The organism is Thiohalophilus sp., from assembly GCF_046483665.1.
Lineage (GTDB): Bacteria > Pseudomonadota > Gammaproteobacteria > UBA6429 > Thiohalophilaceae > Thiohalophilus.
This window is the reverse complement of record NZ_JAWOCR010000044.1, coordinates 15,322-40,733: the sequence shown is the minus strand read 5'-3', so window position 1 is coordinate 40,733 and position 25,412 is coordinate 15,322. Positions and strand designations below refer to the sequence as shown.

29 protein-coding genes and 1 pseudogene are annotated in these 25,412 nt (G+C 55.6%); 15 read left to right on the top strand and 15 right to left on the bottom strand.

Annotation, left to right across the window (positions count from 1 at the left end; genetic code table 11):
* Nucleotides 1-135 precede the first annotated feature (135 nt).
* Nucleotides 136-1,542, top strand: a complete 1,407-nt coding sequence (locus tag R6U90_RS10040; RefSeq protein ID WP_410352554.1) for an SLC13 family permease — start codon at nt 136-138, stop codon at nt 1,540-1,542.
* Nucleotides 1,543-1,574: 32 nt separating this feature from the next.
* Complete coding sequence (locus R6U90_RS10035; protein ID WP_410352553.1) at nt 1,575-1,880, top strand: hypothetical protein; 306 nt, start codon at nt 1,575-1,577, stop codon at nt 1,878-1,880.
* A gap of 49 nt (nt 1,881-1,929) precedes the next feature.
* Here the strand turns inward: R6U90_RS10035 and R6U90_RS10030 are convergent, their stop codons facing one another.
* The 4 genes from R6U90_RS10030 to R6U90_RS10015 form a co-directional block, all read right to left on the bottom strand.
* Entirely contained in the window at nt 1,930-2,508 is a 579-nt protein-coding gene (locus tag R6U90_RS10030; RefSeq protein ID WP_410352552.1) for a YceI family protein, read from the bottom strand.
* Between the two features lie 13 nt (nt 2,509-2,521).
* Complete coding sequence (locus R6U90_RS10025) at nt 2,522-3,073, bottom strand: cytochrome b (protein ID WP_410352551.1); 552 nt, start codon at nt 3,071-3,073, stop codon at nt 2,522-2,524.
* A gap of 207 nt (nt 3,074-3,280) precedes the next feature.
* Nucleotides 3,281-4,144: an MBL fold metallo-hydrolase gene (locus R6U90_RS10020; RefSeq protein WP_410352550.1), complete on the bottom strand. Its 864-nt coding sequence runs from the start codon at nt 4,142-4,144 to the stop codon at nt 3,281-3,283.
* Nucleotides 4,145-4,429: 285 nt separating this feature from the next.
* Complete coding sequence (locus R6U90_RS10015) at nt 4,430-4,633, bottom strand: cold-shock protein (RefSeq protein WP_322563992.1); 204 nt, start codon at nt 4,631-4,633, stop codon at nt 4,430-4,432.
* Between the two features lie 313 nt (nt 4,634-4,946).
* Between R6U90_RS10015 and R6U90_RS10010 the strand changes: the two genes are divergently transcribed.
* The 3 genes from R6U90_RS10010 (at nt 4,947) to htpX (ending at nt 10,049) form a co-directional block, all read left to right on the top strand.
* Entirely contained in the window at nt 4,947-5,807 is an 861-nt protein-coding gene (locus tag R6U90_RS10010) for a tetratricopeptide repeat protein (protein WP_410352549.1), read from the top strand.
* Nucleotides 5,808-6,237: 430 nt separating this feature from the next.
* A complete protein-coding gene (fusA, locus tag R6U90_RS10005; RefSeq protein ID WP_410352548.1) occupies nt 6,238-8,319 on the top strand; it encodes an elongation factor G in 2,082 nt (693 codons plus the stop codon).
* Between the two features lie 845 nt (nt 8,320-9,164).
* Nucleotides 9,165-10,049, top strand: a complete 885-nt coding sequence (gene htpX / locus R6U90_RS10000; protein WP_410352547.1) for a protease HtpX — start codon at nt 9,165-9,167, stop codon at nt 10,047-10,049.
* A 277-nt stretch (nt 10,050-10,326) separates the two neighbouring features.
* Here htpX and R6U90_RS09995 read toward each other — a convergent pair.
* Nucleotides 10,327-10,668 (bottom strand): annotated as a pseudogene (locus tag R6U90_RS09995) (Rrf2 family transcriptional regulator).
* Between the two features lie 288 nt (nt 10,669-10,956).
* On the opposite strand from R6U90_RS09995, the gene R6U90_RS09990 reads away from it, so the two are divergent.
* The gene (locus R6U90_RS09990; protein WP_410352546.1) at nt 10,957-11,577 is read left to right on the top strand and encodes a cation transporter; all 621 of its coding nucleotides are present in this window, start codon (nt 10,957-10,959) and stop codon (nt 11,575-11,577) included.
* A gap of 261 nt (nt 11,578-11,838) precedes the next feature.
* On the opposite strand, the gene R6U90_RS09985 is transcribed toward R6U90_RS09990, so the two are convergent.
* Entirely contained in the window at nt 11,839-12,270 is a 432-nt protein-coding gene (locus R6U90_RS09985) for a Spy/CpxP family protein refolding chaperone (RefSeq protein ID WP_410352545.1), read from the bottom strand.
* A gap of 168 nt (nt 12,271-12,438) precedes the next feature.
* Here R6U90_RS09985 and R6U90_RS09980 point away from each other — a divergent pair, with 168 nt between their 5' ends.
* Both R6U90_RS09980 and R6U90_RS09975 read left to right on the top strand, forming a co-directional pair.
* Nucleotides 12,439-13,152 (top strand): response regulator, encoded by a 714-nt coding sequence (locus R6U90_RS09980; RefSeq protein WP_410352544.1) that lies wholly within the window; start codon nt 12,439-12,441, stop codon nt 13,150-13,152.
* Nucleotides 13,152-14,522, top strand: a complete 1,371-nt coding sequence (locus R6U90_RS09975) for an ATP-binding protein (RefSeq protein WP_410352543.1) — start codon at nt 13,152-13,154, stop codon at nt 14,520-14,522. The genes R6U90_RS09980 and R6U90_RS09975 overlap by 1 nt, the downstream gene beginning before the upstream one ends.
* 32 nt (nt 14,523-14,554) lie before the next feature.
* Here R6U90_RS09975 and R6U90_RS09970 read toward each other — a convergent pair whose 3' ends face one another.
* The 6 genes from R6U90_RS09970 to R6U90_RS09945 all read right to left on the bottom strand — a co-directional run bounded on the left by R6U90_RS09970 (nt 14,555) and on the right by R6U90_RS09945 (nt 18,249).
* Nucleotides 14,555-15,064: a GlcG/HbpS family heme-binding protein gene (locus tag R6U90_RS09970; RefSeq protein ID WP_410352542.1), complete on the bottom strand. Its 510-nt coding sequence runs from the start codon at nt 15,062-15,064 to the stop codon at nt 14,555-14,557.
* Between the two features lie 138 nt (nt 15,065-15,202).
* Nucleotides 15,203-15,736, bottom strand: a complete 534-nt coding sequence (locus tag R6U90_RS09965) for a TlpA family protein disulfide reductase (protein WP_410352541.1) — start codon at nt 15,734-15,736, stop codon at nt 15,203-15,205.
* Nucleotides 15,718-16,221 carry a hypothetical protein gene (locus R6U90_RS09960; RefSeq protein WP_410352540.1) on the bottom strand — a complete coding sequence of 168 codons (504 nt, stop codon included), beginning with the start codon at nt 16,219-16,221 and terminating at the stop codon, nt 15,718-15,720. Before R6U90_RS09960 ends, R6U90_RS09965 begins: the two co-directional genes overlap by 19 nt.
* A gap of 144 nt (nt 16,222-16,365) precedes the next feature.
* Nucleotides 16,366-17,175, bottom strand: coding sequence for an alpha/beta hydrolase (locus tag R6U90_RS09955; RefSeq protein WP_410352539.1), 810 nt, complete (start codon nt 17,173-17,175; stop codon nt 16,366-16,368).
* 64 nt (nt 17,176-17,239) lie between these two features.
* The gene (locus R6U90_RS09950) at nt 17,240-17,899 is read right to left on the bottom strand and encodes a TetR family transcriptional regulator (RefSeq protein ID WP_410352538.1); all 660 of its coding nucleotides are present in this window, start codon (nt 17,897-17,899) and stop codon (nt 17,240-17,242) included.
* 146 nt (nt 17,900-18,045) lie between these two features.
* A complete protein-coding gene (locus R6U90_RS09945) occupies nt 18,046-18,249 on the bottom strand; it encodes a cold-shock protein (protein WP_410352537.1) in 204 nt (67 codons plus the stop codon).
* Nucleotides 18,250-18,669: 420 nt separating this feature from the next.
* Between R6U90_RS09945 and R6U90_RS09940 the strand changes: the two genes are divergently transcribed.
* The 3 genes from R6U90_RS09940 (at nt 18,670) to R6U90_RS09930 (ending at nt 20,532) form a co-directional block, all read left to right on the top strand.
* A complete protein-coding gene (locus R6U90_RS09940) occupies nt 18,670-19,932 on the top strand; it encodes a DEAD/DEAH box helicase (RefSeq protein ID WP_410352536.1) in 1,263 nt (420 codons plus the stop codon).
* 12 nt (nt 19,933-19,944) lie between these two features.
* Nucleotides 19,945-20,217 (top strand): RNA-binding protein, encoded by a 273-nt coding sequence (locus R6U90_RS09935; RefSeq protein WP_310692684.1) that lies wholly within the window; start codon nt 19,945-19,947, stop codon nt 20,215-20,217.
* Nucleotides 20,218-20,283: 66 nt separating this feature from the next.
* Nucleotides 20,284-20,532, top strand: a complete 249-nt coding sequence (locus R6U90_RS09930; RefSeq protein WP_410352535.1) for a hypothetical protein — start codon at nt 20,284-20,286, stop codon at nt 20,530-20,532.
* Between the two features lie 68 nt (nt 20,533-20,600).
* Here R6U90_RS09930 and R6U90_RS09925 read toward each other — a convergent pair whose 3' ends face one another.
* Nucleotides 20,601-20,807 (bottom strand): dodecin, encoded by a 207-nt coding sequence (locus R6U90_RS09925; protein WP_410352534.1) that lies wholly within the window; start codon nt 20,805-20,807, stop codon nt 20,601-20,603.
* Nucleotides 20,808-20,890: 83 nt separating this feature from the next.
* Between R6U90_RS09925 and R6U90_RS09920 the strand changes: the two genes are divergently transcribed.
* Together R6U90_RS09920 and R6U90_RS09915 are read left to right on the top strand one after the other, a co-directional pair.
* Nucleotides 20,891-21,802: a carbamate kinase gene (locus R6U90_RS09920; protein ID WP_410352533.1), complete on the top strand. Its 912-nt coding sequence runs from the start codon at nt 20,891-20,893 to the stop codon at nt 21,800-21,802.
* A gap of 265 nt (nt 21,803-22,067) precedes the next feature.
* A complete protein-coding gene (locus R6U90_RS09915; protein WP_410352532.1) occupies nt 22,068-22,505 on the top strand; it encodes a rhodanese-like domain-containing protein in 438 nt (145 codons plus the stop codon).
* 43 nt (nt 22,506-22,548) lie between these two features.
* Here the strand turns inward: R6U90_RS09915 and R6U90_RS09910 are convergent, their stop codons facing one another.
* Nucleotides 22,549-22,974, bottom strand: a complete 426-nt coding sequence (locus R6U90_RS09910; protein WP_410352531.1) for a rhodanese-like domain-containing protein — start codon at nt 22,972-22,974, stop codon at nt 22,549-22,551.
* A gap of 194 nt (nt 22,975-23,168) precedes the next feature.
* On the opposite strand from R6U90_RS09910, the gene R6U90_RS09905 reads away from it, so the two are divergent.
* Nucleotides 23,169-23,558, top strand: coding sequence for a hypothetical protein (locus R6U90_RS09905; protein WP_410352530.1), 390 nt, complete (start codon nt 23,169-23,171; stop codon nt 23,556-23,558).
* A 174-nt stretch (nt 23,559-23,732) separates the two neighbouring features.
* Here the strand turns inward: R6U90_RS09905 and R6U90_RS09900 are convergent, their stop codons facing one another.
* The gene (locus R6U90_RS09900) at nt 23,733-24,380 is read right to left on the bottom strand and encodes a 2OG-Fe(II) oxygenase (protein WP_410352529.1); all 648 of its coding nucleotides are present in this window, start codon (nt 24,378-24,380) and stop codon (nt 23,733-23,735) included.
* Between the two features lie 247 nt (nt 24,381-24,627).
* On the opposite strand from R6U90_RS09900, the gene R6U90_RS09895 reads away from it, so the two are divergent.
* A complete protein-coding gene (locus tag R6U90_RS09895; RefSeq protein ID WP_410352528.1) occupies nt 24,628-25,395 on the top strand; it encodes an EAL domain-containing protein in 768 nt (255 codons plus the stop codon).
* Nucleotides 25,396-25,412 lie beyond the last annotated feature (17 nt).

Here is a 25,412-nt window from a genome sequence, read left to right as displayed (position 1 = left end):
TGAGTATGGTAGCTGTCAGAGCTCATCCTGGCTGGGTCACGGCCAAAACAGGGGGATATCGTGCGACAGAAGGAAATCGGCTTTAGCCGAAGGCAAAAGATTGGACTGGCTCTCGGTCCTCTATTGTTTGTCATAATGCTCCTGATACCAACCCCGGAGGGCATGTCGCCTGAAGGACAAAAAGCCGCGGCAGTGACCCTGTTAATGGCCACTCTGTGGATTACCGAAGCGATTCCGATACCGGCTACCGCCCTGATCCCGATTGCATTATTTCCTTTGCTGGGGGTGATGCCGACCGCCAAAGTGACGGCCTCCTACGCCAATCATCTGATTTATCTGTTTATGGGCGGGTTTTTGATTGCCATGGCAATCGAGCGCTGGGGGCTGCACAAGCGGATTGCCCTGCAAACCATTCGACTTGTTGGTACTACGCCGAGCCGGGTATTGCTGGGCTTTATGCTGGCGACCGCTTTTCTGTCCTGCTGGATCAGCAATACCGCCACCGCCATGTTAATGGTGACCATCGGTATGGCGGTATTGCGTCAATTGTCTCCGGAACAGCCGGCGGAGGATGAGCCCCTGACACCGAGCTGGTTCGGAGTTTCACTGATGCTGGGCATCGCCTATGCCGCCTCCATCGGCGGGGTCGCGACCCTGATCGGCACGCCACCGAATGCGATTCTCGCCGGGGTGGTGGAAAAACAGTATGGCTACAGCATCGGCTTTGCTGAATGGATGCTGTTCGCTGCGCCTTTGTCGGTTGTGATGTTGTTTATTACCTGGTGGTTCCTGACCCGCGTCGCCTTTCGTCAAACCATGGCCGAAGGATTAAGTGGGGGACGCAATGTCATTCGCCAACAACTGGATGAGCTCGGGCCCATGAGCAAGCAGGAAAAACGGGTGCTGATCGTGTTCGGTTTCGTGGTGGCCGTCTGGTTGTTCCGTGGTCTGTTGACCGACATTCCGGCATTGAGCGAGATTACTGACTCCAGTGTGGCGATCCTCGGAGCACTGTTGTTGTTTGTGATTCCCGCGGACATTAAAAAAGGGCAGTTTCTGCTCGACTGGAAGACGGCAGTACGCATTCCCTGGGATATCATCATTCTATTCGGGGGCGGCTTTGCCCTGGCCAGCGGCTTTGCGGACAGCGGCCTGACCGAATGGCTGGGCGGGCAGCTAATACTGTTGCAAGATGCGAATATGGTTGTCTTGATCCTGGCCGTGGTGCTGCTGGTTATTTTTATGACCGAAGTCACTTCCAATACCGCGACCGCCTCGCTGTTATTACCGGTAATGTCCGGCTTTGCCCTGGCGGCCGAGATTGCACCGTTGGCATTGATGGCTGCCGCCGCACTGGCGGCTTCCTTTGCTTTTATGTTGCCCGTAGCGACGCCACCCAATGCGATTGTGTTCGCCAGTCGCCAGGTCACCATTCCGCAAATGGCACGGGCAGGTGTATTACTGAATCTGATCGGTGCCGTGCTGATTACCGGTTTTATTTCACTGGTATTGCCATCAGTGTTGCAGCTGAGTGTTAACTGATATGCTGTCTTTCTATGTAGAGGAATAGTCCCATGAAAGCATTACTAATTCGCCCTGAAAATCAATCTATTGAACCGGTCGATATCAGCTGTTATGAGGATATCGTCAACCTGATCGGATATGAAACTATTGCTAATGACGAGGTCGATGCCGACGGTGATCGCCTGTTTTTTGATGAGGAGTGTTTTCTGCGTGGCAGCGAAGGTCGGTTCCAGGTCGACAGCCTGATTCCTGTCTCCGGCAAAGGCGTGGTTATCGGGTCAGAGGAAGACGGTTCCGGTTTGCGTGATGTAACTCTTTCTCTGGACGAACTGACAGGCCGAACCCGGTTTCTATAATGCAGCGGAGAGTGTCAAAGAACCGGGCCGGCGCCTGCGGTTAACAGAATTACTGACGAATCCCTTCAATCGACAGTTCCAGCTCGGCATAGGTCGAGGCCGGACCCAGGTCATAATCGATGTTGAAGTCTTTCAGCTTGATGGTCGTGGTGCCGGCAAAACCGCGGCGATAACCGCCCCAGGGGTCCTCGCCATGGCCAACATGTTTTACGTCGATGGTCACGTTGCGGGTGACGTCCTTTATAGTCAGGTCGCCTTGCAGGGTTGCGGTGCCGTCACCATGATCTTCGAAAGCCGTGCTGACGAAGCGGGCCTCGGGATATTTGCTGACATGGAAGAAATCTTCGCCGCGCAGATGTTTGTCTCGTTCGGCATGATTGGAGTCGATGCTGCTCATGTCGATAGTAATATTGACCTTCGACTTGTCAGGATTGGCTTCGTCATAGGTAAAACCGCCGTCAAAATCATTGAAGCGACCGTACAGCCAGCTGTAGCCCAGGTGCTGAATGCGGAACTGAATAAAGGCATGCTGCCCTTCGGTGTCGATCTTGTACTCGGCAGCCATGAGTGGACCACTGGCAAGCAATAACAGGCCGCTCAGAAATGAAAAAAGGCGTTTACGTAACATGGTGAACTCCTTGTTAGTTGTTTTGAGTGAAACGTAACATGCGGCGCAAGGTAGCGTCGCGGTCGATATAGTGGTGCTTGAGCGCCGCCAGAGTGTGACCGCTGCTCAGAATAATCAGCCCCCAGGCCAGCCAAAAATGGATCAGGCCGGCTATATCTTCCTGGTCGGGCAAATCATGCACGGTGGCGGGGACGGAAAACCAGTCAAATACCACGATTGGTTTGCCTTTGGCCGTGGAAATCAGGTAACCGCTGATCAGTACCGCAAACATAAACAGGTAGAGCAGCAAGTGCATGCCGCCGGCCAGGCGTTTTTCCACTGGTGCGCCGAGCGGTTCGGGCCGGGGATTGCCCAGCCGCCAGATCAGCCGTAGCAGGACCAGCGCAAACAGCAGGAGACCGACCGACTTGTGGATTGCCGGTGCCTCGGTATACCAGCTGTCATAGTAGGTCAGTTCCACCATCCATAAACCCAGCGCAAACAGACCGACGATAACCAATGCTGTCAGCCAGTGAAAAATTATGGCAACGGGTCCGTAATCGGTTGTCGTGTTACCAGGGCGCATGAGTTTCTATAGTTCCTGTCTGTTGAATGAAAGGTAGCAGGTCAACGAACCAATTTGTCCCTGTGTTGTTGTTTGTTCAGGTATTCCGAATGTCTGAACATGTTATTCAAAAGGTTGCTTCGCTAGCAATGACAGAAAATAGAGAGCGTCTTGCAAGAAACAACGTGACGAAACAATCTCACTCAGGACTGATATTCGCAAGGCTTATTAAAAAGTGGCGGCCTCCACCTGTAAATAGACCCGCGGCACATCCCGTGGCAGTTTTTCGTCCATCCCCGGATACGTCCCGGCAAAGTCGGCCAGTCGTACGCGGGCCAGCGGCACAGTTTCATAGGTGGCAAGATTGGCGTTATAGCCTTCTTCGACGGCCTGCCACAGTGCGGTCAACAGTGCATGCAGTTGTTCAATCCCATGCACATTCGTGACGCGGCCGTGTCCAGGTATGACTGTTTGGGGCTGCAATTGTTCGAGCTCTTGCAGCAGCGTGATCCACTGCTGCAGGTTTGAATTGTTGGTCGAGGGCATGCGATCGGAATAGATGACATCGCCGCTGATCAGCACTCTGTCATCGGGCAGCCAGAGCAACAGGTCTCCCGGTGAGTGGCTGTTACCGGAAGGAAACAGCACGATCTGTTTGTTACCCAGTTGCAGCTCCCGGCGCGAATCAATGGCGGTATCCGGCGGGATGATTCTGGAGTTACCGGTAGCGCCGTCAGTCATACGCTTGAAGTTGCTAACCCAGTTTTCTCCCTGTGATTTTATCTGGTTGATAACCGTTTGGGTGGCATAGATGTTTTCCACACTCTCTTCGAATGCCGCGTTGCCCAGCCAGTGATCACCATGGGCATGAGTATTGAGAATCCAGCGCACCGGCTGGTTAGTGACCCCGGCAATCGCTGTTTTCAAGGCTTCGCCTATCTCGGTGGGGCTGCCGGTATCCACCACCAGCACCCCATCATCGGTAACGATAAAGGCACTGTTTGAATTCCAGCTACGATTTTGCGCACCGGGCAATTCTCTGGTCGGCGGGATAACCGCGTAAATGCCGGTGGCGAGCTGTTCAGGTTGCATCGAAAAGTCGGGTTCCGCCTGCACGATGGCGGTCCAAAATACAAAGAAGCTGGTTACAGTCCGAAGGAAAAGCCGGGTCATGGCAACAGGTCCTTGCGTCGGTGTCCGGTCAGTTAACACTGTCGGACTATTCAGGCTCATTCTATCAAGCTGCCGTTGGCGGGCAAGCGCGGGAAATGTGTACTGGGTGGAATTTCGTGGAGTATTGAGAGACATTTTCAAACGACAAAAAGAAACGGCAGCCCTGGGGCTGCCGTTTCAATGTGCGGATTGTAGAAATCCGGCTCAGGCGGCGGTAACGCGGGCTGCCTGTGGGCCTTTGGGGCCCTGTTCGACTTCAAAACTGACCTGTTGGCCTTCAGCCAGGGTCCGGAAGCCATCACCGACAATCGCGGAGAAATGGACAAAGACGTCTTTGCCGCCGTCTTCCGGGGTGATAAAGCCGAAACCCTTGGATTCGTTAAACCACTTAACGGTACCGTTAGTCATGGAAAATACCTCAATCTTTCTATATGTAAATAATGGTCGTGCAAATCATTTGAGGCAGAATTCAGGAAAAATCGGGAAGGTACAACGAGGTCGCGCCGGTATTTCTTGAAGAACCTTAATAATATGCAGTTAGTAACACGGCACCTTTCGGAACCATGACTTCTTTCGAAGCAAGACCATCATACCCCGTTTTAACACCACACAACAACAAAAAATTTGATTCCGGCCGGCGCGACGAACGCCGGAATTGAACCCGGGTGAGGGATGTGTTTCAGTAGATGGCCCGATTCCTGCAAAGACAGTGTTACAGACGATGAGCGAGAGGCCAGATTCCCCCTGTATCCTGAGTGCCGACAGCAAGAATTTTGACTCGAGGGTACTGGAAAACTCCCATCAGGGCCCGGTTCTGGTCAACTTCTGCTCGAGCACGGCGACGATTTGTTCGAGTCTCTCGCCGGTGCTGGAGAAGATCATTCATGTCTGCCAGGGGCGTGCCTTGCTGGTCAATATCGACGTGGAAGCCGATGAGACGCTTGCCCGAAATTACGGGGTTATCAGCGTTCCGACTCTGAAGCTCTTCCATCGTGGCGAGGTGGTGGCCTCCCGTCACGGCTACCAGCCGGAAGAGGCCGTGCGCCGGCTACTCGATCAATACATGGCCCGGGAGTCGGATCTGGCCCTGGCCGATGCAGTGGATATGTATGTTCGCGGCGAGCAGCAGGCTGCCTATACGGCTATCGCCGAAGCGGTTGCCTGCGATCCGGACAACCCGCGTCTGCCGCTGACCCTGTGTAAACTGCTCAGGCACGAACAACGTTACGCAGAGGCACTGAAGGTCCTCAACAGCCTGCCGGATTATCATGCCGGGCATCCCGAAATTCGCCGCCTGCACGATCAGCTGACATTTTTTGTCGAGTACGATCCCGAACGGGACCGTGCCAGCCTGGAGGCACGGCTGAGCGGGGACCCCGGCGCGCTGGAAACGCGCCGGCAACTGGTGGCACACCACGTAGTGAGTGAAGACTACGCCGCTGCGCTCCAGCAACTGGCGCTCATTATCGAACAGGCTCCGGGGTTTGAGGGAGGATATGCCTCGTTGGCCATGCGACGCCTGTTCAACCTGCTGGGCGAGCAACACCCGCTTGTTCTGGAATATCGGCGCTACGTGCGGTGATTGGTCCCCGGTTCGTTGTGCTTCGGGATACCGGCACAATCACAGCCGCCAGCTTTATCACCCTGATGGCCTCCCGCCCGGGATTTTCCGGGCACTTTCATCGTGACCTGTCCGGCGGTGAGGATTCCAATTTATAACTATCCCTGTTTGAGAGCGGTTTGTGGGCCACTTGAAGCGGCTAAATCCGGCCCCATATCGGCTCGACAGCGCCAAACTGGCCTGGGGCGGTCCGCCGCACGGCTGATTTTCCGTAAAATCGTCCTTCCAGCCCCCGATTGTCATGCACATTTTTTGTCACTTTGGGTATAATGCGCGGCTTATTTTGCCGCCAGCGCCGCACAGGCAGTCTCCTGGTGGTGGTCCAGGCTTATTACCATCACACACCGGCCCGGCTCAGTGACGGGCAATTGAATGAATTGCAGGTAGAAACATGAATGATTTGAGCAAGTACAGAAACATCGGCATCTTTGCGCACGTGGACGCCGGCAAGACCACCACCACCGAACGTATCCTGAAGTTAACCGGCAAGATCCACAAGCTGGGGGAGGTCCATGATGGTGCCTCCACCATGGACTTCATGGACCAGGAATCCGAGCGCGGCATCACTATCCAGTCTGCGGCCACTACCTGCGCCTGGAAAGATCATCGCCTGAACATTATCGATACGCCCGGACACGTTGACTTTACCATCGAAGTTTACCGTTCTCTGAAAGTGCTGGACGGCGGTGTCGGCGTATTCTGTGGCTCCGGCGGCGTCGAGCCGCAGTCGGAAACCAACTGGCGGTATGCCAACGACTCGGCTGTAGCGCGTCTGATTTTTGTCAACAAGCTGGATCGCGTTGGCGCCGATTTTTACCGGGTTGTGGCCCAGGTTGAAAAAATTCTGGCGGCCACGCCGCTGGTTATGGTGCTGCCGATCGGTATCGAGGAAAACTTCACGGGCCTGATCGACCTGCTGACCCGCAAGGCCTGGATCTGGGACGATACCGGGCTGCCGGAAAATTATGAAGTCCAGGATGTCCCGGATGACATGGTCGACCAGGTAGAGGAATGGCGTGAGAAGCTTATCGAGACCGCCGTTGAGCAGGACGATGATCTGATGGAAAAATACCTGGAAGGCGAAGAGCCATCAGTCGAGGACATCAAACGTTGTATCCGCAAAGGCACTATCGCTCTGGACTTTTTCCCGACCTATTGCGGTTCGGCCTTCAAGAACAAGGGCATGCAGCTGATTCTGGATGCGGTCGTGGACTATCTTCCGGATCCGACCGAAGTGCCGCCACAGCCGGAAGTGGATCTCGAAGGGAATGAAACCGGCGAGTTCGCGATTGTCGATACTGACGAGCCGTTCCGCGCGCTGGCCTTCAAGATTATGGATGACCGTTACGGGGCTTTGACCTTCACCCGTATTTATTCGGGCAAGATCAAAAAAGGCGACACTGTACTGAACACTGCCACCGGCAAAAATGAGCGTATCGGCCGTATTGTGGAAATGAGCGCAGACGATCGTGAAGAGCGTGATTCTGCCCAGGCTGGCGACATCGTCGCATTGATCGGTCTCAAGCACACCCAGACCGGTCATACCCTGTGTGATACCAACAAGCCGGCAACTCTGGAACCAATGGTATTCCCCGAACCAGTGATATCCCTTGCGGTCGCGCCAAAAGACAAGGCGGCTGCCGAGAAGATGGGCATCGCTATCGGCAAGATGGTGGCTGAGGATCCCTCGTTCCGCGTCGAAACCGACGAAGACAGTGGAGAGACAATTCTCAAGGGCATGGGCGAGCTGCATCTGGATATCAAGGTGGACATCCTCAAACGCACCCATGGTGTTGAAGTGGTTGTCGGCAAGCCGCAGGTGGCCTATCGCGAAACCATTACCCAGAAGATCGAAGATAGCTACACGCACAAGAAACAGACCGGTGGTTCGGGGCAGTTCGCCAAGATCGACTACACCATTGAGCCTGGCGAACCGGGCAGCGGGTTCGAGTTTGAATCCATCGTCACCGGCGGTAACGTGCCGCGTGAATTCTGGCCCGCCGTGCAAAAGGGCTTCCAAAAGAGCCTGGATAAAGGTGTGTTGGCCGGATACCCCTGCCTGGACTTCAAGGTGACCCTGGTCGACGGTGGCTATCACCCGGTGGATTCCTCTGCGGTGGCCTATGAACTGGCGGCGGCTGCAGCCTATCGTCAGTCCATGCCCAAGGCCGGACCGCAGTTGATGGAGCCGGTGATGAAGGTCGATGTATTTTCACCGGAAGACAACGTCGGTGATGTGATCGGCGACCTTAACCGTCGTCGTGGCATGATCAAGTCTCAGGAGCCGGGCCCGACCGGTGTGCGCGTGAAAGCCGACTGCCCGCTGAGCGAAATGTTCGGCTACATCGGCGATCTGCGGACCATGACCTCCGGCCGTGGCCAGTTTTCCATGGAGTTCTCCCACTACATGCCATGCCCGGCCAATGTGGCGGAAGAAGTCATCAAGGAAGCAAAGGAACGTAACGCCAAGTAAAACGGGTGTGTTATCAGCAAAAAAGGGGTCTTTTGACCCCTTTTTTGTGTCTGCAAGATTCGGCTCAATGGCGACAGGTTTGCTCTGGAACGGAGTCTGAGCAACGAACTCGATATTATCGCCAGAATAGCTGAATCAAGTTAACCAGACCGGTCACCACGTCGTGAGGCGTGGTCTGTTTTGGAGGTTGTTTATGAGCCGGTTAACCGCCAATTGAATAGATGACCCCGGTACCGGGGTTCGATGAATTGAATGATATCGATAATCAGAACCGTATCCTGGCGACTGGGTTAAACGCACTGTATGAAACCACCGTTGAGAATTATGGCCTGGAAACAGGGGCCGGATTCTGATCATATTGTTGCCACCTACGGGTATTCGCTTCGAAACAGAAAGGAGCTCTGGGCGATACCTGCCTGTGCCCGGCATGAAGAATCCAGACATCTTTATGAACTGTTGAGCAAGGGATGTGACAGTTGAGCGAGAAACCGGGGACGGTGGGGTCCGCTAATTTCGTGCGGCTGCTTTTTCTTAAAATTTGATGCGCTGTTTATATAATGGAAGATGAAGGGCAAGACACCTCGTATTTCCTCGTCAGGGGCTTCAGCAAAGTGATTAAACCGTTTTTCGGGTCGGCCAGTTCCGCAGTACCCTGCATTATTTGGATATCTATCCCTGGCGTCATTTCGGCTTCCCCGAATTACGTCGATAGTGGTTCTGACTGGCAGGTTTAACGCTGACTTGAAAGCGGTGCCGGCGCCACTATATTACCCTGGTCGAAAACCTTTTCGTCGTCCGGCGGTCCAAACCGGCGATATAATATTGTTTTATACGAGGGTACGAGCATGAAGCGAATTGGTCTTTTTCTGATGACCAATCTGGCGATTATTGTGGTTCTGAGTATTACCCTGCGTCTGCTGGGAGTCGAACGGATTCTCGATGAACAGGGTGTGGGCCTGGACTACCAGTCGCTACTCATTTTTGCCGCTATATTTGGTTTTGGCGGTTCCTTGATTTCTCTGGCCATATCCAAGTGGACCGCCAAACGCCTGACCGGCGCACAAGTTATCGATCAGCCACGCAATGCGACCGAGCAGTGGTTGGTAGAGACTGTCCGTGAACAGTCCCGGCGCGCCGGTATAGGCACGCCGGACGTGGCGATTTATCAATCCGGGGATATTAATGCTTTTGCCACCGGTGCCCGGCGCGATAGTGCTCTGGTGGCGGTCAGCACCGGTTTGCTGAACAGTATGAGTCGTGATGAGGCCGAGGCCGTGCTGGCGCATGAGGTCAGTCATGTCGCCAATGGAGACATGATCACCCTGGCGTTGATCCAGGGAGTGGTTAACACCTTCGTGATTTTCCTCTCCCGGGTTATCGGGCATCTGGTCGATCGGATGGTGTTCAAGGTGGAGCGGGGGCACGGTCCTGCGTTCTGGATCACAGCCATCGTGGCCGAGATCATTCTGGGCATTCTGGCGAGTATTATCGTCATGTGGTTCAGTCGCCAACGTGAATTCCGGGCCGATGCCGGCGGTGCGCAACTGGCCGGGCGTCAGAAGATGGTTCATGCCCTGGAGGCATTACAGCGCAGTGTCGATCGACCTCATCTGCCAGACCAGCTGGCGGCATTCGGGATTTCGGGCAAAATCGGGCGGGGATTTTCGCGTCTGTTCATGTCCCATCCCCCGCTGGCTGAACGTATTGCCGTGCTGAAGGCAGGCCAGTAAGCCACCGGTTGGTAATGAAACGGAGCAACTTTTGCTTGAGTGTGTTACTCGCCTTGAGTGGCGGGTAACATCCTGGAATATTTCATGGAGCAGGAGATGGACCCGGATTGAGCGGGTGATAATGCTGTTGTCCCGTTACTTGCATAGGGGACCTGTTTTTCAGCATCTGATCCAGCTGCATCATATCTTTCAGGCTGATATCGATACAGGGATTAGATTTGCCCGAGTGCTTGTTGAGAACCCTTCACGCGGGATACCCTGCTGTGGTGATATTTGCTCATGGGCTGCTTGCCGTCATATTTCTGGACAACAGGTTGACCAGTTTTTCCTGCTTGTTAGCAACCAGGTCCGCAAGGGTATAGCGACCCAGCTGATCACAAAAGGCCTGTTGCGCCTCGTCCAGCGCCTGATTCAGGATACAGTCCGGCAGAAGCGGACACGGTGGCTCGGCACAATTGATCAGGGAGGTCTGGCCTTCCAGGCGACGAACCAGTATGCCAACATTGATCTTTTACGTATTGCAAGCCAGGCGGATGCCGCCGGCTTTACCCCGGTAAGTGCTAATCATCTCGCTGGCCACCAGTTCATTGAACACTTTCAGAAGGTGATTGCGCGACATGTCAAAAGCACGGGCGATTTCGTTGATGGGAATGGTCCGCCCGGGGGGGGCAGGATCAGATAAATCAATATGCGCAGGGCAAAATCGGTAAACCGTTTCAGGTGCATGACACTACATCACCGGCGTATTTCTATAGTATTGAACTTACTACATAAAATCGGGAATGTCACATAGCGACAACCGGCGCTTCTGCAGGTAAAATTATTCCGATGTTCTGATGTGATTAACAGTTTTTCGTTTTACCGGGACACGACTCGACGAGAAAGACCTTAAAGAATTGGAATGTTTATGAGCGGATGTTGTGACAGTGGCTGCGCGGTACAACCGGTGCAACAGCGCCAGCGTCATACCTTATGGGCAGTATTGGCAATCAATGCGGTGATGTTTGCTGTCATTGTGATAGCGGCACTGTATGCCCGTTCCAGTGCCTTGCTCGCAGATAGCCTGGATAATCTCGGGGATGCGCTGACTTACGCACTGAGTCTCTATGCCGTATCACGTGGAGGGACGGCCAAAGCCCGGGTAGCGCTGTTCAAAGGGGGGCTGATCCTGCTCGCGGCCGGTTTGGTGGCTGGCCAGATAGTGTACCGGTTGATTGAGCCCGGAGTACCTGTGTTCGAGTTGATGGGGGCCTTCAGTCTGCTTGCCCTGTTGGCCAACAGTCTGTGTCTGTATCTGTTGTGGCGCCACCGGCATGAGGACGTGAACATGAGCTCGGTGTGGGAGTGTTCGCGTAATGATATCGCTGCCAATATTTCGGTGTTTCTGGCCGCCGGCGGAGTATGGCTGACCGGCTCGGGCTGGCCTGATATCCTGGTCGCCTCCGCACTGGTAGCTCTTTTGCTACGCTCTGCCTTGCGGGTCATTCGTTCTGCCTTGCACGAGCTGCGGTACAGTACATCGCAGTGAAGAAGACCGGTGAGTACCGATCCGGCGAATTGTTTCAGAAAAACTTGTCGGTTTTCCCGGCTCCCTGTATTACTCTGCTGGAACAGGTGTCCATTGACCCGTGCCATCTCAACGTATGTATGAAACCGGTATGCAATGAAATTCGATAAGACCGGGTTATTCGGCAGAGAAAATCGAGGGCAAAAAAAAGCGGGTCAGAATTGACCCGCAAAAGCACACTCAATGGGGAGAGCATGAAGGAGAGCATGAACAAGAAACGGGTCAGCCCCGGTAATAACGATGATGCATCAATTGAAACTTCGCCTGTTGGCGCGGTGTTATCTGCCGGTAGATTTTTTTCATCATGTCAGCCCGCTTGTGTGCCATATCCGCAGACAGATTGGATTGTTTTTTAATCAGCTGTTTGACCTGAACGGCAGCATAATCATCACGGCTGGCGGCGTTGTACAGTTTGCGGCGAACGTCCCGCAGTGCTCTGTGTTGTTCCTGAAGCTCGCCACGTTGCTGTGTAAAAATATGACGGATCTGTTTCCGTTGGGCCGGACCCAGTTCCAGCTTTTCCATTAGTCGAGGCAGGCATGTTTTGTCGCCTTCGCCACACTGCTCGCCCCCGGCGGCCAGAGCCAGCGTACTGCCGCCGGCCAGCAAGCTGATGGCGAGCATGGTCTGCACTGCAAAAGGTTTTATTTTCAAAACCGGTTCCTCATGGGTTAAGCCTCTGCGGACGGGCGCTGTGCCGTCATCCGATGTGCAGAGTATGGACAGGTTGACTGCAAGCTTGGGTCACGGGGGTGTAAAGGTGTGTAAAGGCCGGTAAATCCCGCGCTCTGGGGGCGGGTCTGTGGCAACATAACCCCTGGTATGACTAACGAAACGACGGCACACATGAACCAGGTTCTGATCATCGATGATGATACCGAGTTGACCGAGATGTTGAGCGACTATTTGCGTGCCGAGGATTTTTCCGTGCAAGCCGTGCACGACGGGGAAACCGGAGTCGGAGCGGCGCTGTCGGGGCATCACGATGTGGTAGTGCTGGATGTCATGTTGCCCCGACTCAGTGGTGTCGAGGTCCTGCGCCAGATTCGCCAGCACTCGCAAATTCCGGTATTGATGCTGACCGCCAAGGGCGACGACGTGGATCGCATTGTCGGTCTGGAGCTGGGGGCCGACGATTATCTGCCCAAGCCCTGTAATCCGCGCGAACTGGTGGCGCGGTTGCGGGCCATTCTGCGGCGCTCCGTCGCCACGGGCGCGAGCGGCGGGGTCGACGAGCGGGTGGTGGGGCGCATCAGCCTGCAACCGGGCCGGCGGGTGGCCTGCTGGGACGGGCAGCTTCTTGATTTGACCAGCACCGAATTCAATATCCTCGAAACACTCATGCGCCATGCCGGCCAGGTGGTGAGCAAGGCGGACCTGTCCAACGAGGCGCTCGGCCGCGAACTGGAGCGCTACGACCGCGGGCTGGATATGCATGTCAGCAACCTGCGACGCAAGCTGGGCACCCTTGCCGACGGTCGTTCTCCCATTCAGACAGTACGTGGTATCGGTTACCAGCTGTTGCAGGACGACTGATGGGCCGTCTGTTCTGGAAAATTTTTCTGGGCTTCTGGTTGACGCTGGTGTTGATCGCCATCGGTGTGGGGCTGGCCGTGCATATTTATAATCAAAACCGGATCGAGGCGATTACCGATCTGGCGGCCGGGCCGCGGGCCAGTTTCGTGGTCAATGCCACGGCGCTGGCGCTGGCTCAGGGCGGCCCGGAATCGGTTGAATCCCTGTTTCGCAGCTGGCCGGGGGAGCGTTTGCCACTGGTGTTGATCGTCGATGAAGCGGGCCGGGATATCTTTAATCGCCCGGTGCCCGGTGTAGCGCTGGAGCGGGCCCGCGAGCAGTTGCGCGGGACGCAGAGGCTTTCCGGCGTGCGCCGGGTGCTGGGCCATAATGGCCATGAATATGTCATTTTTATCCCCCGTCCCGGTCCCGAAGGCCTGCCACAGACGCCGTCGCGCCAGATGTCCCTGGGGTTCCAGCTGGTGGCGGCGTTGATCGCCAGTTTGCTGTTCAGTGCGGTCCTGGCCTGGTATCTGACCCGCCCGGTGCGTCATCTGCAGTCGGCCGCCCACCGGTTGGCCCGCGGGGAGCTGGCAACCCGGGTGATGCCTCATATCGGCCGGCGTCGCGACGAGATTGCCGATCTGGGGCGCGATTTTGACCATATGGCGGCCCATCTTCAGGCCCTGGTATCGGCCCAGCAGCGGCTATTGCACGATGTTTCGCATGAGCTGCGCTCGCCGTTAGCCCGGCTGCAGGTGGCGGTCGGGCTGGGTCGTCAGCAGCCGGAACGTCTGGCTGGTATGCTGGAGCGTATCGAACGGGAGACTGGCCGGCTGGACGAACTGGTCGGGGAGTTGCTGACGCTCTCCCGCCTCGAAGCCCATGTGGACAAGGAACGGGAGGAAATGCTGGATCTGTCCGCACTGCTGGAGGAGGTAGTGGAGGATGCCCGCTTCGAGGCCGGGGCGAGCGGGCGCGAGGTCAGCCTGTCACTGCAGGGCGAGGCACAGATCAGGGGCAAGCCGGAGCTGTTACGCCGGGCCTTTGAAAATGTCATTCGCAATGCCGTGCGTTATACCGCGCCGCAAACCGGGGTTGACGTGACGGCCTCGAGACAGGCGGATCGCTTTGTGATCCGGGTGTGCGATCAGGGGCCGGGCGTGACGCCGGCAGCGCTGGAGCGGATTTTCGAACCGTTCGTGCGGGCCGACGGCGAAACCACCGGCGGGCGTGAAGGTTACGGACTGGGGCTGGCCATTGCCAGGCGGGCGGTGATAGCCCATGGCGGCACGGTGGAGGCGAAGAATCGTGAGGCGGGTGGCCTGTGTATCGAGCTTGCCCTGCCGCTGTCGAATAACGCGGGCCAGGGGAAACCTCTGACGGCATGAGACGATGGCCTCACGCCGTCAGTGCGTGCGGTTTACATGCCTTCCATTTGCAAATCCATTTCCACGGCCGCCAGGCCGGCTTCGGCGCATTTTTCATCGATCTCGCCGGAGGGCGCGCCGCTGACGCCGATACCGCCCATAATGCTGCCGCCGACGTTGATCGGGATGCCGCCGGCACTGATCACCAGGCCGTCGATCTTGGGTACTGAATAGGCCCCTTCGAAACGCCCTTCCATCTGGGACAGCGGGCTGTTGAAGGCCATCGCGGTATGGGCTTTCTGCTTGCTGATGGGGATGGTAATGTCCATAGCCAGATCGTCGCGCAGGACGGCCTGGATATTACCGCCACGATCGACCACGGTGACGGCGATCTGTACGCCTTCCTGGCGGCACTGTTCGATAGTCGCCTCGGCGATTTTGAGCGCAGTGTGCATCTTCAGCTGCTTGATATTGATGGTCATCTCTTCGGCCTGCACGGCAGCCGGTGTCAGCAGGGACATCCCTAACAGAGTGGCAAACAGGGGTTTGATGTTCAGTTTCATGGATACAACTCCTCGTCGCTTTTTGGATTGTGAGTGAATGATTATTGGTGCGTACGTAGTAATACTGTAGACCATCGACAGCCCAAATAGTGCGACAAAATTCGGGTTAATTACCGGTGTGTAAATGTGTTTTTTTGGTCAGGGCGCCTTGATCAGAGAACGGAGAAAAGCCAGGTATTGCGGTTCGTCCCAGGGACGTCCGCCGATGGCCTGATACTGTACCCGGCCCCGGGCATCCACCAGATAGGTGGCAGGCAGACCGCGCGGCTCCCAGGCCTCGGTCTGCTGACCGTCCCGATCCATCAGGGGACGAATCGTCGGCGCGTGGGCGGCAAGAAATTGGAAGACCGTGTCTTCATCCTCGGCGGTGTTGACCAGTGCGATTTTCAGGCCCGTGTCCTGCAGTTTGTTCCACATGCGCTGGATGGCGGGCATTTCCTTGCGACAGGGACCGCACCAGCTGGCCCAGAAGTGGACGAATACCACCGACCCCTGTTCTGCCTCGAGCGAATACGGCTCGCCGTCCAGATCACGCAAGGTCAGTGAGGGTGCCGGGTAAGGATCGAGTTTGATGATTCCTTTGGGCAGAGCGGATTCCGCTGCCGGGCTTGTTACTGTCCATAACAGGGCCGACAGCAGTGCCAGCCCGCGGATCATGGATGGTCGGCACATCGGAGATTCTCCAGTTTGACTTCGATCGGCGTCCCCTCGCGTTGCTCACCGGTATCGAAACGGGCGCTGAGGGTGAATGGCTGAGCCTCGCGCGGCAAAATGATGTTACCGCCTTCGCGTTCGTCAGGCAGAAAGTTCAGTTGTTCCGGCAGCAGTGTCCAGCGGAAGGTTGATTGATGGGCCAGGGGAATATCCATCTTCTGCCAGCGTGCTTTCCAGTACCGGCGATCGCGGCGAATCAGGGAGCCATCCGCATTGGTGAACTGCCAGTGTTCGAGATTCAGCCAGATGATGTCGCGGCTTTTGTTCTCGATAAACACGGTAATAAAACATTGTTCGCGCAACAGGTCGATCATCGTATCGGAAAAGCCTCGGCCTTCGTAAAAGGCGGCGATCTGTTGCGGTGTGCGGGGAGTGAGATCCACCACCAGCTGATCGGATTCATAATCCGGTTTGGCCTGTATCACCAGGGGCACCAACAGCAACAGTAGCAGGAGACCGGGCCTGGTTGTTCTGCCGGGATTCCCTTCAAGCCTGCATGAAAGCATCGAGAGTTATCCGCATGATGTTTGTCGTGCGCAGGACAATAGCATGGTAAAGATTACCCGGTACAGACAGACATACCGCTTTCAGTGGCGGGCCAGAAACGCCTGCAGTCCGCGTGTGTAGGTGCGGTAATCATTCAGCTGGGCATCGTTATGGCCGCCGTTAAGAGCCAGCCACTGGCTGGGCGACGGAGCGAGTCTGTACAGTTCACGTCCCTGTTCGTAGGGGGCGATCTCGTCTTCTCTGGCGTGCACGATCAGCACCGGACAGTCCAGGCTCGCAATGCGCTGGCGGTTATCAAACTGATAACGGCTTAACCAGCGAACCGGTAACCAGCCGTAATGCACTGCAGCCAGGTCGGGAATCGAAGTAAACGCCGATTCGATAATCACGGCGCGGGGACTATGTTGTTCGGCCAGATACAGTGCTACTGCGGCGCCCAGCGAACGGCCGCTGAGAATAATCTGTGCGGGCGGCAACTGGCGTTGTTCGCGCAGATAGCGCCAGGCCGCCTCGGCATCAGCATACAGGCCCCGTTCTGATGGTTTGCCCTCGCTTTGCCCGTAACCTCGATAATCGATGATCAGGCTCTGGTAACCCAGCTGGTGGAACAGGCGCAATGTCTGCAGGCGATGACTGATATTTCCGGCATTGCCATGAAAAAACAGAATTGTTCCCTGCGGCTGCGGATGTTCCACCCACCAGCCGTGCAGACGCACGCCATCGCGGGTTTGCAGATCAACATCCTCGTAGGCCAGATCGATGTCCCCCGGCGTGCGCACCAGCTGGCGCGAGGGCAGCTCGGGTAAAAATAAAAGATGTGGCTGATAGAAATAGACCGCGATCACCAGCAACAGATAGCTGCCGGCGAAGGCCGTCAGCAATGGGGTCATAGTGCGCCACATGTCGAAACCGGGGCCGGGTGGTTGTGACGCCGGGCTCGCGAAGTCACCGGACTCAGGTGCCTGATTGTGTGCGGGTATCGGCTGTGGTGGTTTGGGTTTTTCGCCGGCCAAAGCCGGGTAGCCAGGCCTGAACGCGCGCCATGCCTTTTTCGCAGCGATCGACCAGTCCCAGACGCCGGTGCAGGAAGCGACGGGTCTTGCTCTGGCCGGCGGAACTGTCACTCATCCAGTACAAAAAAGTTTGCAGATAGAGACTGGTCAGGCCCGCTTCCTCGATAATTCGCCGCAGGTGAGTACTGTCCTGCAAAGCCGCTTCGCGGATCCACTGCACCGTGCGGCTGACGCGCAACAGTCCCTGTAATTGCAGATGCAGATGCCCGGGCTCCAGTTTATAAAGCAGCATGTCGCGGGAGACCGTCTTGTATTCGGCCAGGCTGTCGAGCCAGCGCATGATCAGCAGATGCAGTCGTTCGTGCAGGGTCAGCTCACTGTAGCCCGGCGCCCGGGTCGCTTTTAGCATGGCCCGATCAGCACGGTCATACCAGGCTTCGACCAGATCATCCTTCTGCGCAAAATGGCGATGGATCTCGTGCAGGGGAATGTCCAGTTCCTTCGCCACTTCATGTAAATGGAGTTTTTCCCAGGAGCGCTCGTTGGCCAGACGCATGGCGGTATCAAGAAGACTATCGGCGTCAACAGCTTGTTTTGTCATCGGGGTGTCTCCGTGAAAACCTGTCTCAAGCATAGCCAATAATGGGGGTGGCTTTCAAAGGCGGACGGGTTAAATGACACACCCCGTCAGGGCGGGATGTGTGACTGACAGTCAGGTCAGTGAATGGGGCGTAGTGACGGGCGGATTTACTGGGGGACGACGTTGGTTGCCTGTGGGCCTTTGGGGCCATCCTCTACATCAAAGCTGACACTTTGACCTTCGGCGAGGGTTTTGAAGCCGCTGCCCTGAATAGACCGAAAATGAACGAAGACATCGCCTTCGCCGTTATCCTGGGCGATGAAACCATAGCCCTTGCGATCATTGAACCACTTTACTTTACCTGTAGCCATTACAATTACCCTTCAAATACGGAACTGGAGTTGGCTGCAGATTCTTCAGACGGAACTATTTGGGGTTCCGGGGAACCGACCAAAATTCACCGCTGCGTTGTCTGCAGCTCATTTGAATGTACGACACTTTGTGTGCGAGTGCCACTGCGAGATGCAGAAATATTCGATTTAACCGGCAGAGAAAGCGTATTCTGTGGTATGATACTTATATAGTTTGTCTGACTTCCCTCCGATTTACGATATTTTCGACCCGGCGGGATCAGGATTCGGCGCCCCCCGACGGGTGGCGCCGATCTCAAACCCGCCGTGGCATGACCTCTTCGGGCCATTCCCCGCATACGTAATCTCGATCCTGTCACACTTCTTTATTCTGCCGGGCTCGATTTTTGGCATATATCTCTAATTTATAAGGCGAATTCCATGTCTTTTTCCAATCTCGGCCTCAATGCCGAGCTGTTGTCTGCTATTGCGGATCAGGGCTATAGCGCTCCGACCGACATTCAAACCCGTGCGATTCCGACGATCCTGGCCGGCCACGATATTCTTGCCGGCGCCCAGACCGGTACCGGCAAAACGGCGGCCTTCACTTTGCCCCTGTTGCAACGCCTGAGCGCGGCCAAACCGGCATCCCGGCACATCCGTGTGCTGATGGTGGCCCCGACCCGTGAACTGGCCCAGCAGGTGGCCGACAGCGTGCGGACCTACGGCCGTCATTTGCCGCTTCGCAGTGCGGTGGTTTACGGTGGTATGCCCATCGGTAAACAGATCAAGCAATTGAAAGAGGGGGTGGATCTCCTGATCGCCACGCCCGGGCGTCTGCTGGATCTGGTCAATCGTCGTTCCGTTGATCTCTCCCGCGTGGAGTCAGTGGTACTCGATGAGGCCGATCGCATGCTGGACATGGGCTTTTTGCCGGCCATCGAGCAGGTTTTCAAGCTGATCCCGGCCGAACGCCAGACCCTGTTACTGTCGGCCACATTCTCTGACGCGATCAAGAAAATGTCCGCCCGTTTTCTCAATAAACCGGAATATATCCAGGTGGCCGAAGCCAACAGCGCCTCACTGAATATCGACCAGTCCTTCTACTGGGTAGACAGTCCGCGCAAGCGCGAATTGCTCTCGCATATGATCGACGGCGGCGACTGGCAACAGTTGCTGGTCTTCACCCGCACCAAGCGCGGCGCGGATCGGCTGGCCAAGCAACTGCAGGCCGATGGCGTCTCCGCCACCGCGATCCACGGCGACAAAACCCAGAATGCCCGCACCCGGGCGTTGCGTGACTTCAAACATAACAAGGTGACCGCCCTGATTGCCACCGATGTGGCGGCACGCGGACTGGATATCGATCATCTGCCGCTGGTGATTAATTTCGATTTGCCGGATAACCCGGAAGATTATCTGCATCGTATCGGACGTACCGGTCGTGGTGGCAAATCGGGTACGGCTATCTCTCTGGTCGGTTCCGATGAACGTGGTCGGGTGTCCTCTATTCAACGCCTGCTCAAGACCAAAATTCCGGGCAAGACCATGACCGGTTTTGAACCGGCCGGCGGCGTGCGTGAAATCCGCGATGAGACCCGCCCGCGCGGCAAACCGCCTGTAGGCGCCAAACGGGGTGGTCCGGCACAGCCGAATCGTAACAAGCGTCGCTCCAGCGGCAGGGCGCAGAATCGTTACACCTGAACGGGAGGGATTATGAAAACCCTATTCGTCACCAATTTAACCCCCGACACGCAGGAAGGCGATGTACAACAGCTGTTTGGCGAGTTTGGTACTGTAAGAGGGGTTAAAGTAGCCATGGATGTGTTCAGCGGCAATTGCCGCGGCCACGCCACGGTGGACATGGAAGGCCACGAGGCCCGGGCTGCCATGGCCGGGTTGAATGGACGTGATTACAAGGGAAATTCACTGCGAGTCAGTGAAGAACGTAAACGCTTTAATAAAGGCAAGGGGCGAGGTCGTCGTTAGGCGGCGGAGTCCATCAGGCCGCGATGATGCGGCCTGCGAACCACCGAGGTAAAGCAGATGGATACAATGAATACAGTCGATCTGTCGGATAGCCGTTATCTGGTCAAAGCCGTGGAGAAAACGGCCGCGCCGGATGGTTGCGACGGTAATAACTGGTATCGCTATGTGCTGGAGCGCAATGGCTCCACGCTGGTTGGACAAAGACGGGGTACTCTGAACCAGGTAACCCGTTACGCTGAGGAACTGGCCGATGATGTCAATTCCCGCAGCGGCGGCAAAGGTCCTTCACAGTGGTCATCACGCAACAAGAAATAATCCTGCTCTGATATCCCCCCTGAGCAGGCAAACAGCCGGCGCGCAGCGCAAACTGCGCGCCTGTCTGCTTAATCCAGTCTGAATCCTACCTTTAGCTTGATCTGATAATGGCCGATCTTGCCCTCCACGATATGGCCGCGGGTTTCTACAACTTCAAACCAGTCCAGGTTATGCAGGCTTTTTCCAGCCTTCGCGATCGCATTTTGAATGGCATCGTCACTGCTCTTGCTGGATGAGCCGACCAGTTCGATGATTTTGTAAACATGCTCCGACATTGACATCTCCTGTGATACTTGTCCTGTAGGGAACATAGCAGTAGTGTTGTCAGAAGAAAACCAATGATGTAACAGGTTTGAGCATGAAATTACTGGTGGCTATAGGCGGCAACGCGCTGGTCAGTTCAGACAAGGAAAGCGGTGGACAGATCGACCAGGCAAAGATCGAGGCGGTAGCCGCGAGTCTGGTCGCGCTGGAAGACGAACATTCACTACTCATCACCCACGGCAACGGACCGCAGGTGGGCTGGCTGGCGATGCAGGAAATCGAGGCCAATATGTCGCTGGATTTGCTCGATGCCCAGAGCGAGGGACTGATTGGCTATCGCCTGGCCCAGGCCATGGATCATTGTCGCCAGAGGGAATGCAGTCTCAGTTTGCTGACCCGGGTGGTTGTGGATGCCGATGATCCCGCCTTCAGTCATCCGGTCAAACCGGTCGGACCAGTGCTGGAGGAGTCCCGTGCGCAGCGGCTGGCCAGTCAGCAGGGCTGGCAATTTGCCGAAGTCGCCGGTGGCCGGCGCCGGGTAGTGGCTTCACCTCAACCAGTCAGAATCGTGGAAAGCGATGCGATTGGTCAATTAATGAGCGCAGGTTATAGTGTCATCTGTGCCGGCGGGGGCGGTATTCCGGTTCTGGAACAGCAGGCTGAGTCCCGGGGTATCAGCGCCGTGATCGACAAGGATTACACCAGTGCCTTGCTGGCCGCTGAATTGAAACTGGACGCCCTGTTATTGTTGACCAATGTTGAAGCGTTGTATGACAACTGGAACAAACCCTCTGCACGTGCGGTGCGCCTTGCCGGTTGCGACAATTTGCGAGAACTGGGACTGCATGAAGGATCCATGGGTCCCAAGGTGGAAGCCGCCTGCCGTTTTGTTCGCGGCGGCGGTGGTTTCGCGGCTATTGGTCGTCTGAACGAGGCACAGGCCATTCTCGAACAACGACGCGGGTCACGAATTGTTGCCGAGAATATCCCGATAAAGTGGTGGTAATGCATCAAATTGGCGCGCGGATCTGTGCGAGTTCGGAGTTTACCCATGCGGTTTAAATTCTTTATCTCACCAGTATCGTGTACCGGTCCTGGTAAGCGGCGTTCAGGGAGTATCAACTGACGTGGTGATTCTTTAATTGGTATTTACGGCGTTGTGACCGGGTTAATGGGTTAAAAGTCTATTGCCGCTGCGATACAAACCCGGACCGACAGGCTTTTTGATATAACACGCAAGCCCAGCCCCATCATTGCAACAGGTAAAAACGATGACAGAAGCAGAATTGACCGTCGAAGAATTGTCTCCGCCACAAGCCTGGCAACTGATACAGGATGAGCCACGGACTCTGCTGGTGGATGTGCGATCGCATATGGAATTCTTGTTTATCGGTCACCCGGTCGGAGCAATCAATATTCCATGGATCGATGAGCCGGACTGGACAGTGAATCCGGACTTCGTGCGCGAATTACGCCAGTTACTGCTGGGGGGACTGCCGCACGATGAATCCGGCAGCCAGGCCGTGCCGGTTGTATTGATTTGTCGCAGCGGGCGTCGCTCACGTGAAGCCGGAGAATCACTTTTGCGGGAAGGATTTATACGGATCTATAACGTCAGTGACGGGTTCGAAGGCGAGCTGGATGAGCAGCATCATCGCAGTACGCTGGGTGGGTGGCGTTTTGCCGGCCTGCCCTGGGAGCAATGTTGAATACCGGAGATTGTTATCTCCGGTATTTCCCGGGTCTGGCGGTTCAAACGTAACGGGCTTCGCTTGTTACCGGTTTCTCGGCCTTGGTCCAGGCGGTGAAGCCACCGTCCAGACTGAGGACATTATTGAAACCCATCATCTGAAGAACAGCCGCGGCCATGGCGGAACGGCCGCCGGTGGCGCAATACAAAACCACCTGACGATCCCGGGCATTAATCAGTTCCGGATCATGTTTGGGATAACCCGGATCGGCCGCGGCTTCGAGAATCCCGCGCGGGACAAGGCGTGCTCCGGGTAAATGGCCCTGTTCATGTTCGGAGGATTCGCGCACATCCACCAGAAACATGTCTTCCTTGTTTTCCATCTTGTGGTGCAGTTCGTCTACGGAGCATTCCTGGATACAGGACTTGGCCGCCTTGACGAAATCCATCAGGCCAACGGGCTCTTCGGGTTTAAAAGTATTATACATCGTCTCTCCTGCGCGTTAAGTCAACAACATTCCCCTGCCATTGGTAAGTGAAATGGACAGGTGATCATGGTTATTATTGTAATGATTGAGATGAGTATTCCAAGTCATTAAAGCCACAGTTAGACGGGATGTTGGTCCAGTCGTGGTGCTGTCCATGCCGACAAAACCCGGCTAAATGTGTAGCATGGTCAATTATGAATAAAACCATTGTGTATTCGATCATAGAATCGCCCGGTCATCCAGATTTTTCCTCCCTTTACCGGGAGTTTGGCTGGAAGCAGATTCGCATTGATTCCATGCGAAAAGCTATCAGTCAGCTGCGCAGGCAGCCTCCCGATGTCGTAGTGGCCGAATTTTTCTACGGCTACGGCAATAATTACGCCGGGATCAATATCAGCAACCTGGATGTGTTTTTACACAGCCTGCTGAAGTATGCGCCCCAGGCGAAGATAATCGTCATGGTGGAGAAGGCCGAGCGACCTTATGTGGCCAGACTGGCCGACCTGTTCGCGCTGGCGGCAATTCTGGTCCAGCCGGTCAGTGAGGGACAAATGCGTGACACGCTGGATAAACTGGCAACATAAAGCACGTTGTTGTAGTGACACTTCGATATAGTGCTTCGGGTTTCGGCAGGTGTGTTACCGATAACATCCAATCCATCCGGCAGAGGATCATCGTCCCTGGTTGTTCAGTGACTTCAGCGCCAGTGGCTTTTTCGGTAATGTCTTGCGCATCCGCTGGTGAGGATCGCTCAGATTCTAGCCCGCCAGCATATCGTCTCTTTGACGGTACCAGCCGGTGATGCTGTAACGCTCGCGACTGGCGGGCAGGACTTCGTGATAGAAACACTCGCTCAAAAAGGTGACCAGGCGACCTGAACAGGGATAGATGTCGCGGTAGTGGTCCGGATTGTCGTTATCTATATAAAGCCGCAGAGCCCCGCCGTCGCTGATTCGCCAGTCCGGGTTCAGGTACAGAATACAACTGACTCGTCGTGTGTCCACGCCCCGGAACTGATCTTTGTGCCGTCGATAGCGTGTGCCTGGGGGATAGATCGCCATATGGCCTTCGAAGTTGAACAGTCCGAGTAACAGGTCCCGGTTGAGCTGCAGGCGCAATTTCTCGAGTGCGGAGAGATACACTGCCTGGTAGGGACTACACATCGCCTGCTCAAGCCATAGCACCTTGTCATTGCGAATCCACGGTTTCAGTTTCCAGTTCTTTCCCCGGCCCACACCCGCATGACGAAAACAGCCTCCTTGCCAGGCTTCATACATTTCGTTATGAAGTTTGTTAATTTCCCATGAGGTCAAATAATCATCGGTGATTGCATAACCCTTGTCGGACAGCTGCTCCGCAATCTGCGATTCAGTGCATATAGAATGAGATAAATACTGAAGATTCATGAGGTCTCTGCCAGCATGGTCCGATCGCGACTGCCTGGGTCCGGGGCCACGAACATAGCACCGGATGGCAAGCAACAGTAAAACGGACAGGGGGTCACAGGGGTGTCGCGGCGTATTATTAGCCCATAAACCAGAGCTGTCTACTCTATTCTCAGGTGATCGTTCTACCACAGGCTGGTAGGAGCGTTGGCGGTCAGTAGCGCTGGGCTAATTAAAGTCACTCACATCGTTGCCGCTAGAGTTAGCTATGTCTCACATAAAACAACCCCCTTCCTGTGGCCAGTGTGCCAATGGCGAGAGTCTCGGGTTCAAATTCAGCTTTGCCTTTCAGCCGATTGTCGATCTGGCGCAGCGCCGAATTGTGTCCTACGAGGCCCTGGTCCGGGGGCCGCAAGGCGAACCGGCTTCCTGGGTGCTGGATCAGGTCAACGACAGCAACCGTTACCGTTTCGATCAGACCTGTCGGGTGAAGGCCGTCAAGCTGGCCAGTGAGCTGGATCTGAAAGTAAATCTGAATATCAATTTTTTTCCCAACGCAGTGTATCAACCGGAAGTCTGTATCCGAACGACGCTGGAGGCGGCAAAAGCCTACAACTTTCCCACGGATCAGATTGTGTTCGAGATCACGGAGGGGGAGAAGGTCGAGGATCATCAGCATTTGATCGATATCGTCAACGAATACCATCGGCTGGGTTTCAGTATGGCGATTGACGATTTCGGGGCCGGTTATTCCGGGTTGAACCTGCTGGCCGAATACCAGCCCGACATCATCAAGCTGGATCGACAGATCATTTCCGCCATCCACCAGCAACCTCCCAGGCAGGCGATTGTGGAGGGCATCGTGCACACCTGCGGCAAGCTGGGGATTGAACTGGTGGCCGAAGGGGTGGAAGAGATCGAGGAGATCCGCTGGTTAAGCAAAGCCGGTATCCGGTTGTTCCAGGGCTTCTGGTTTGCCCGGCCCGCCTTTCGCGAACTGGTGACCATCGAAGCGGCGAAGTACGACCAGATCTAGCGCCTTTTCAATATGCC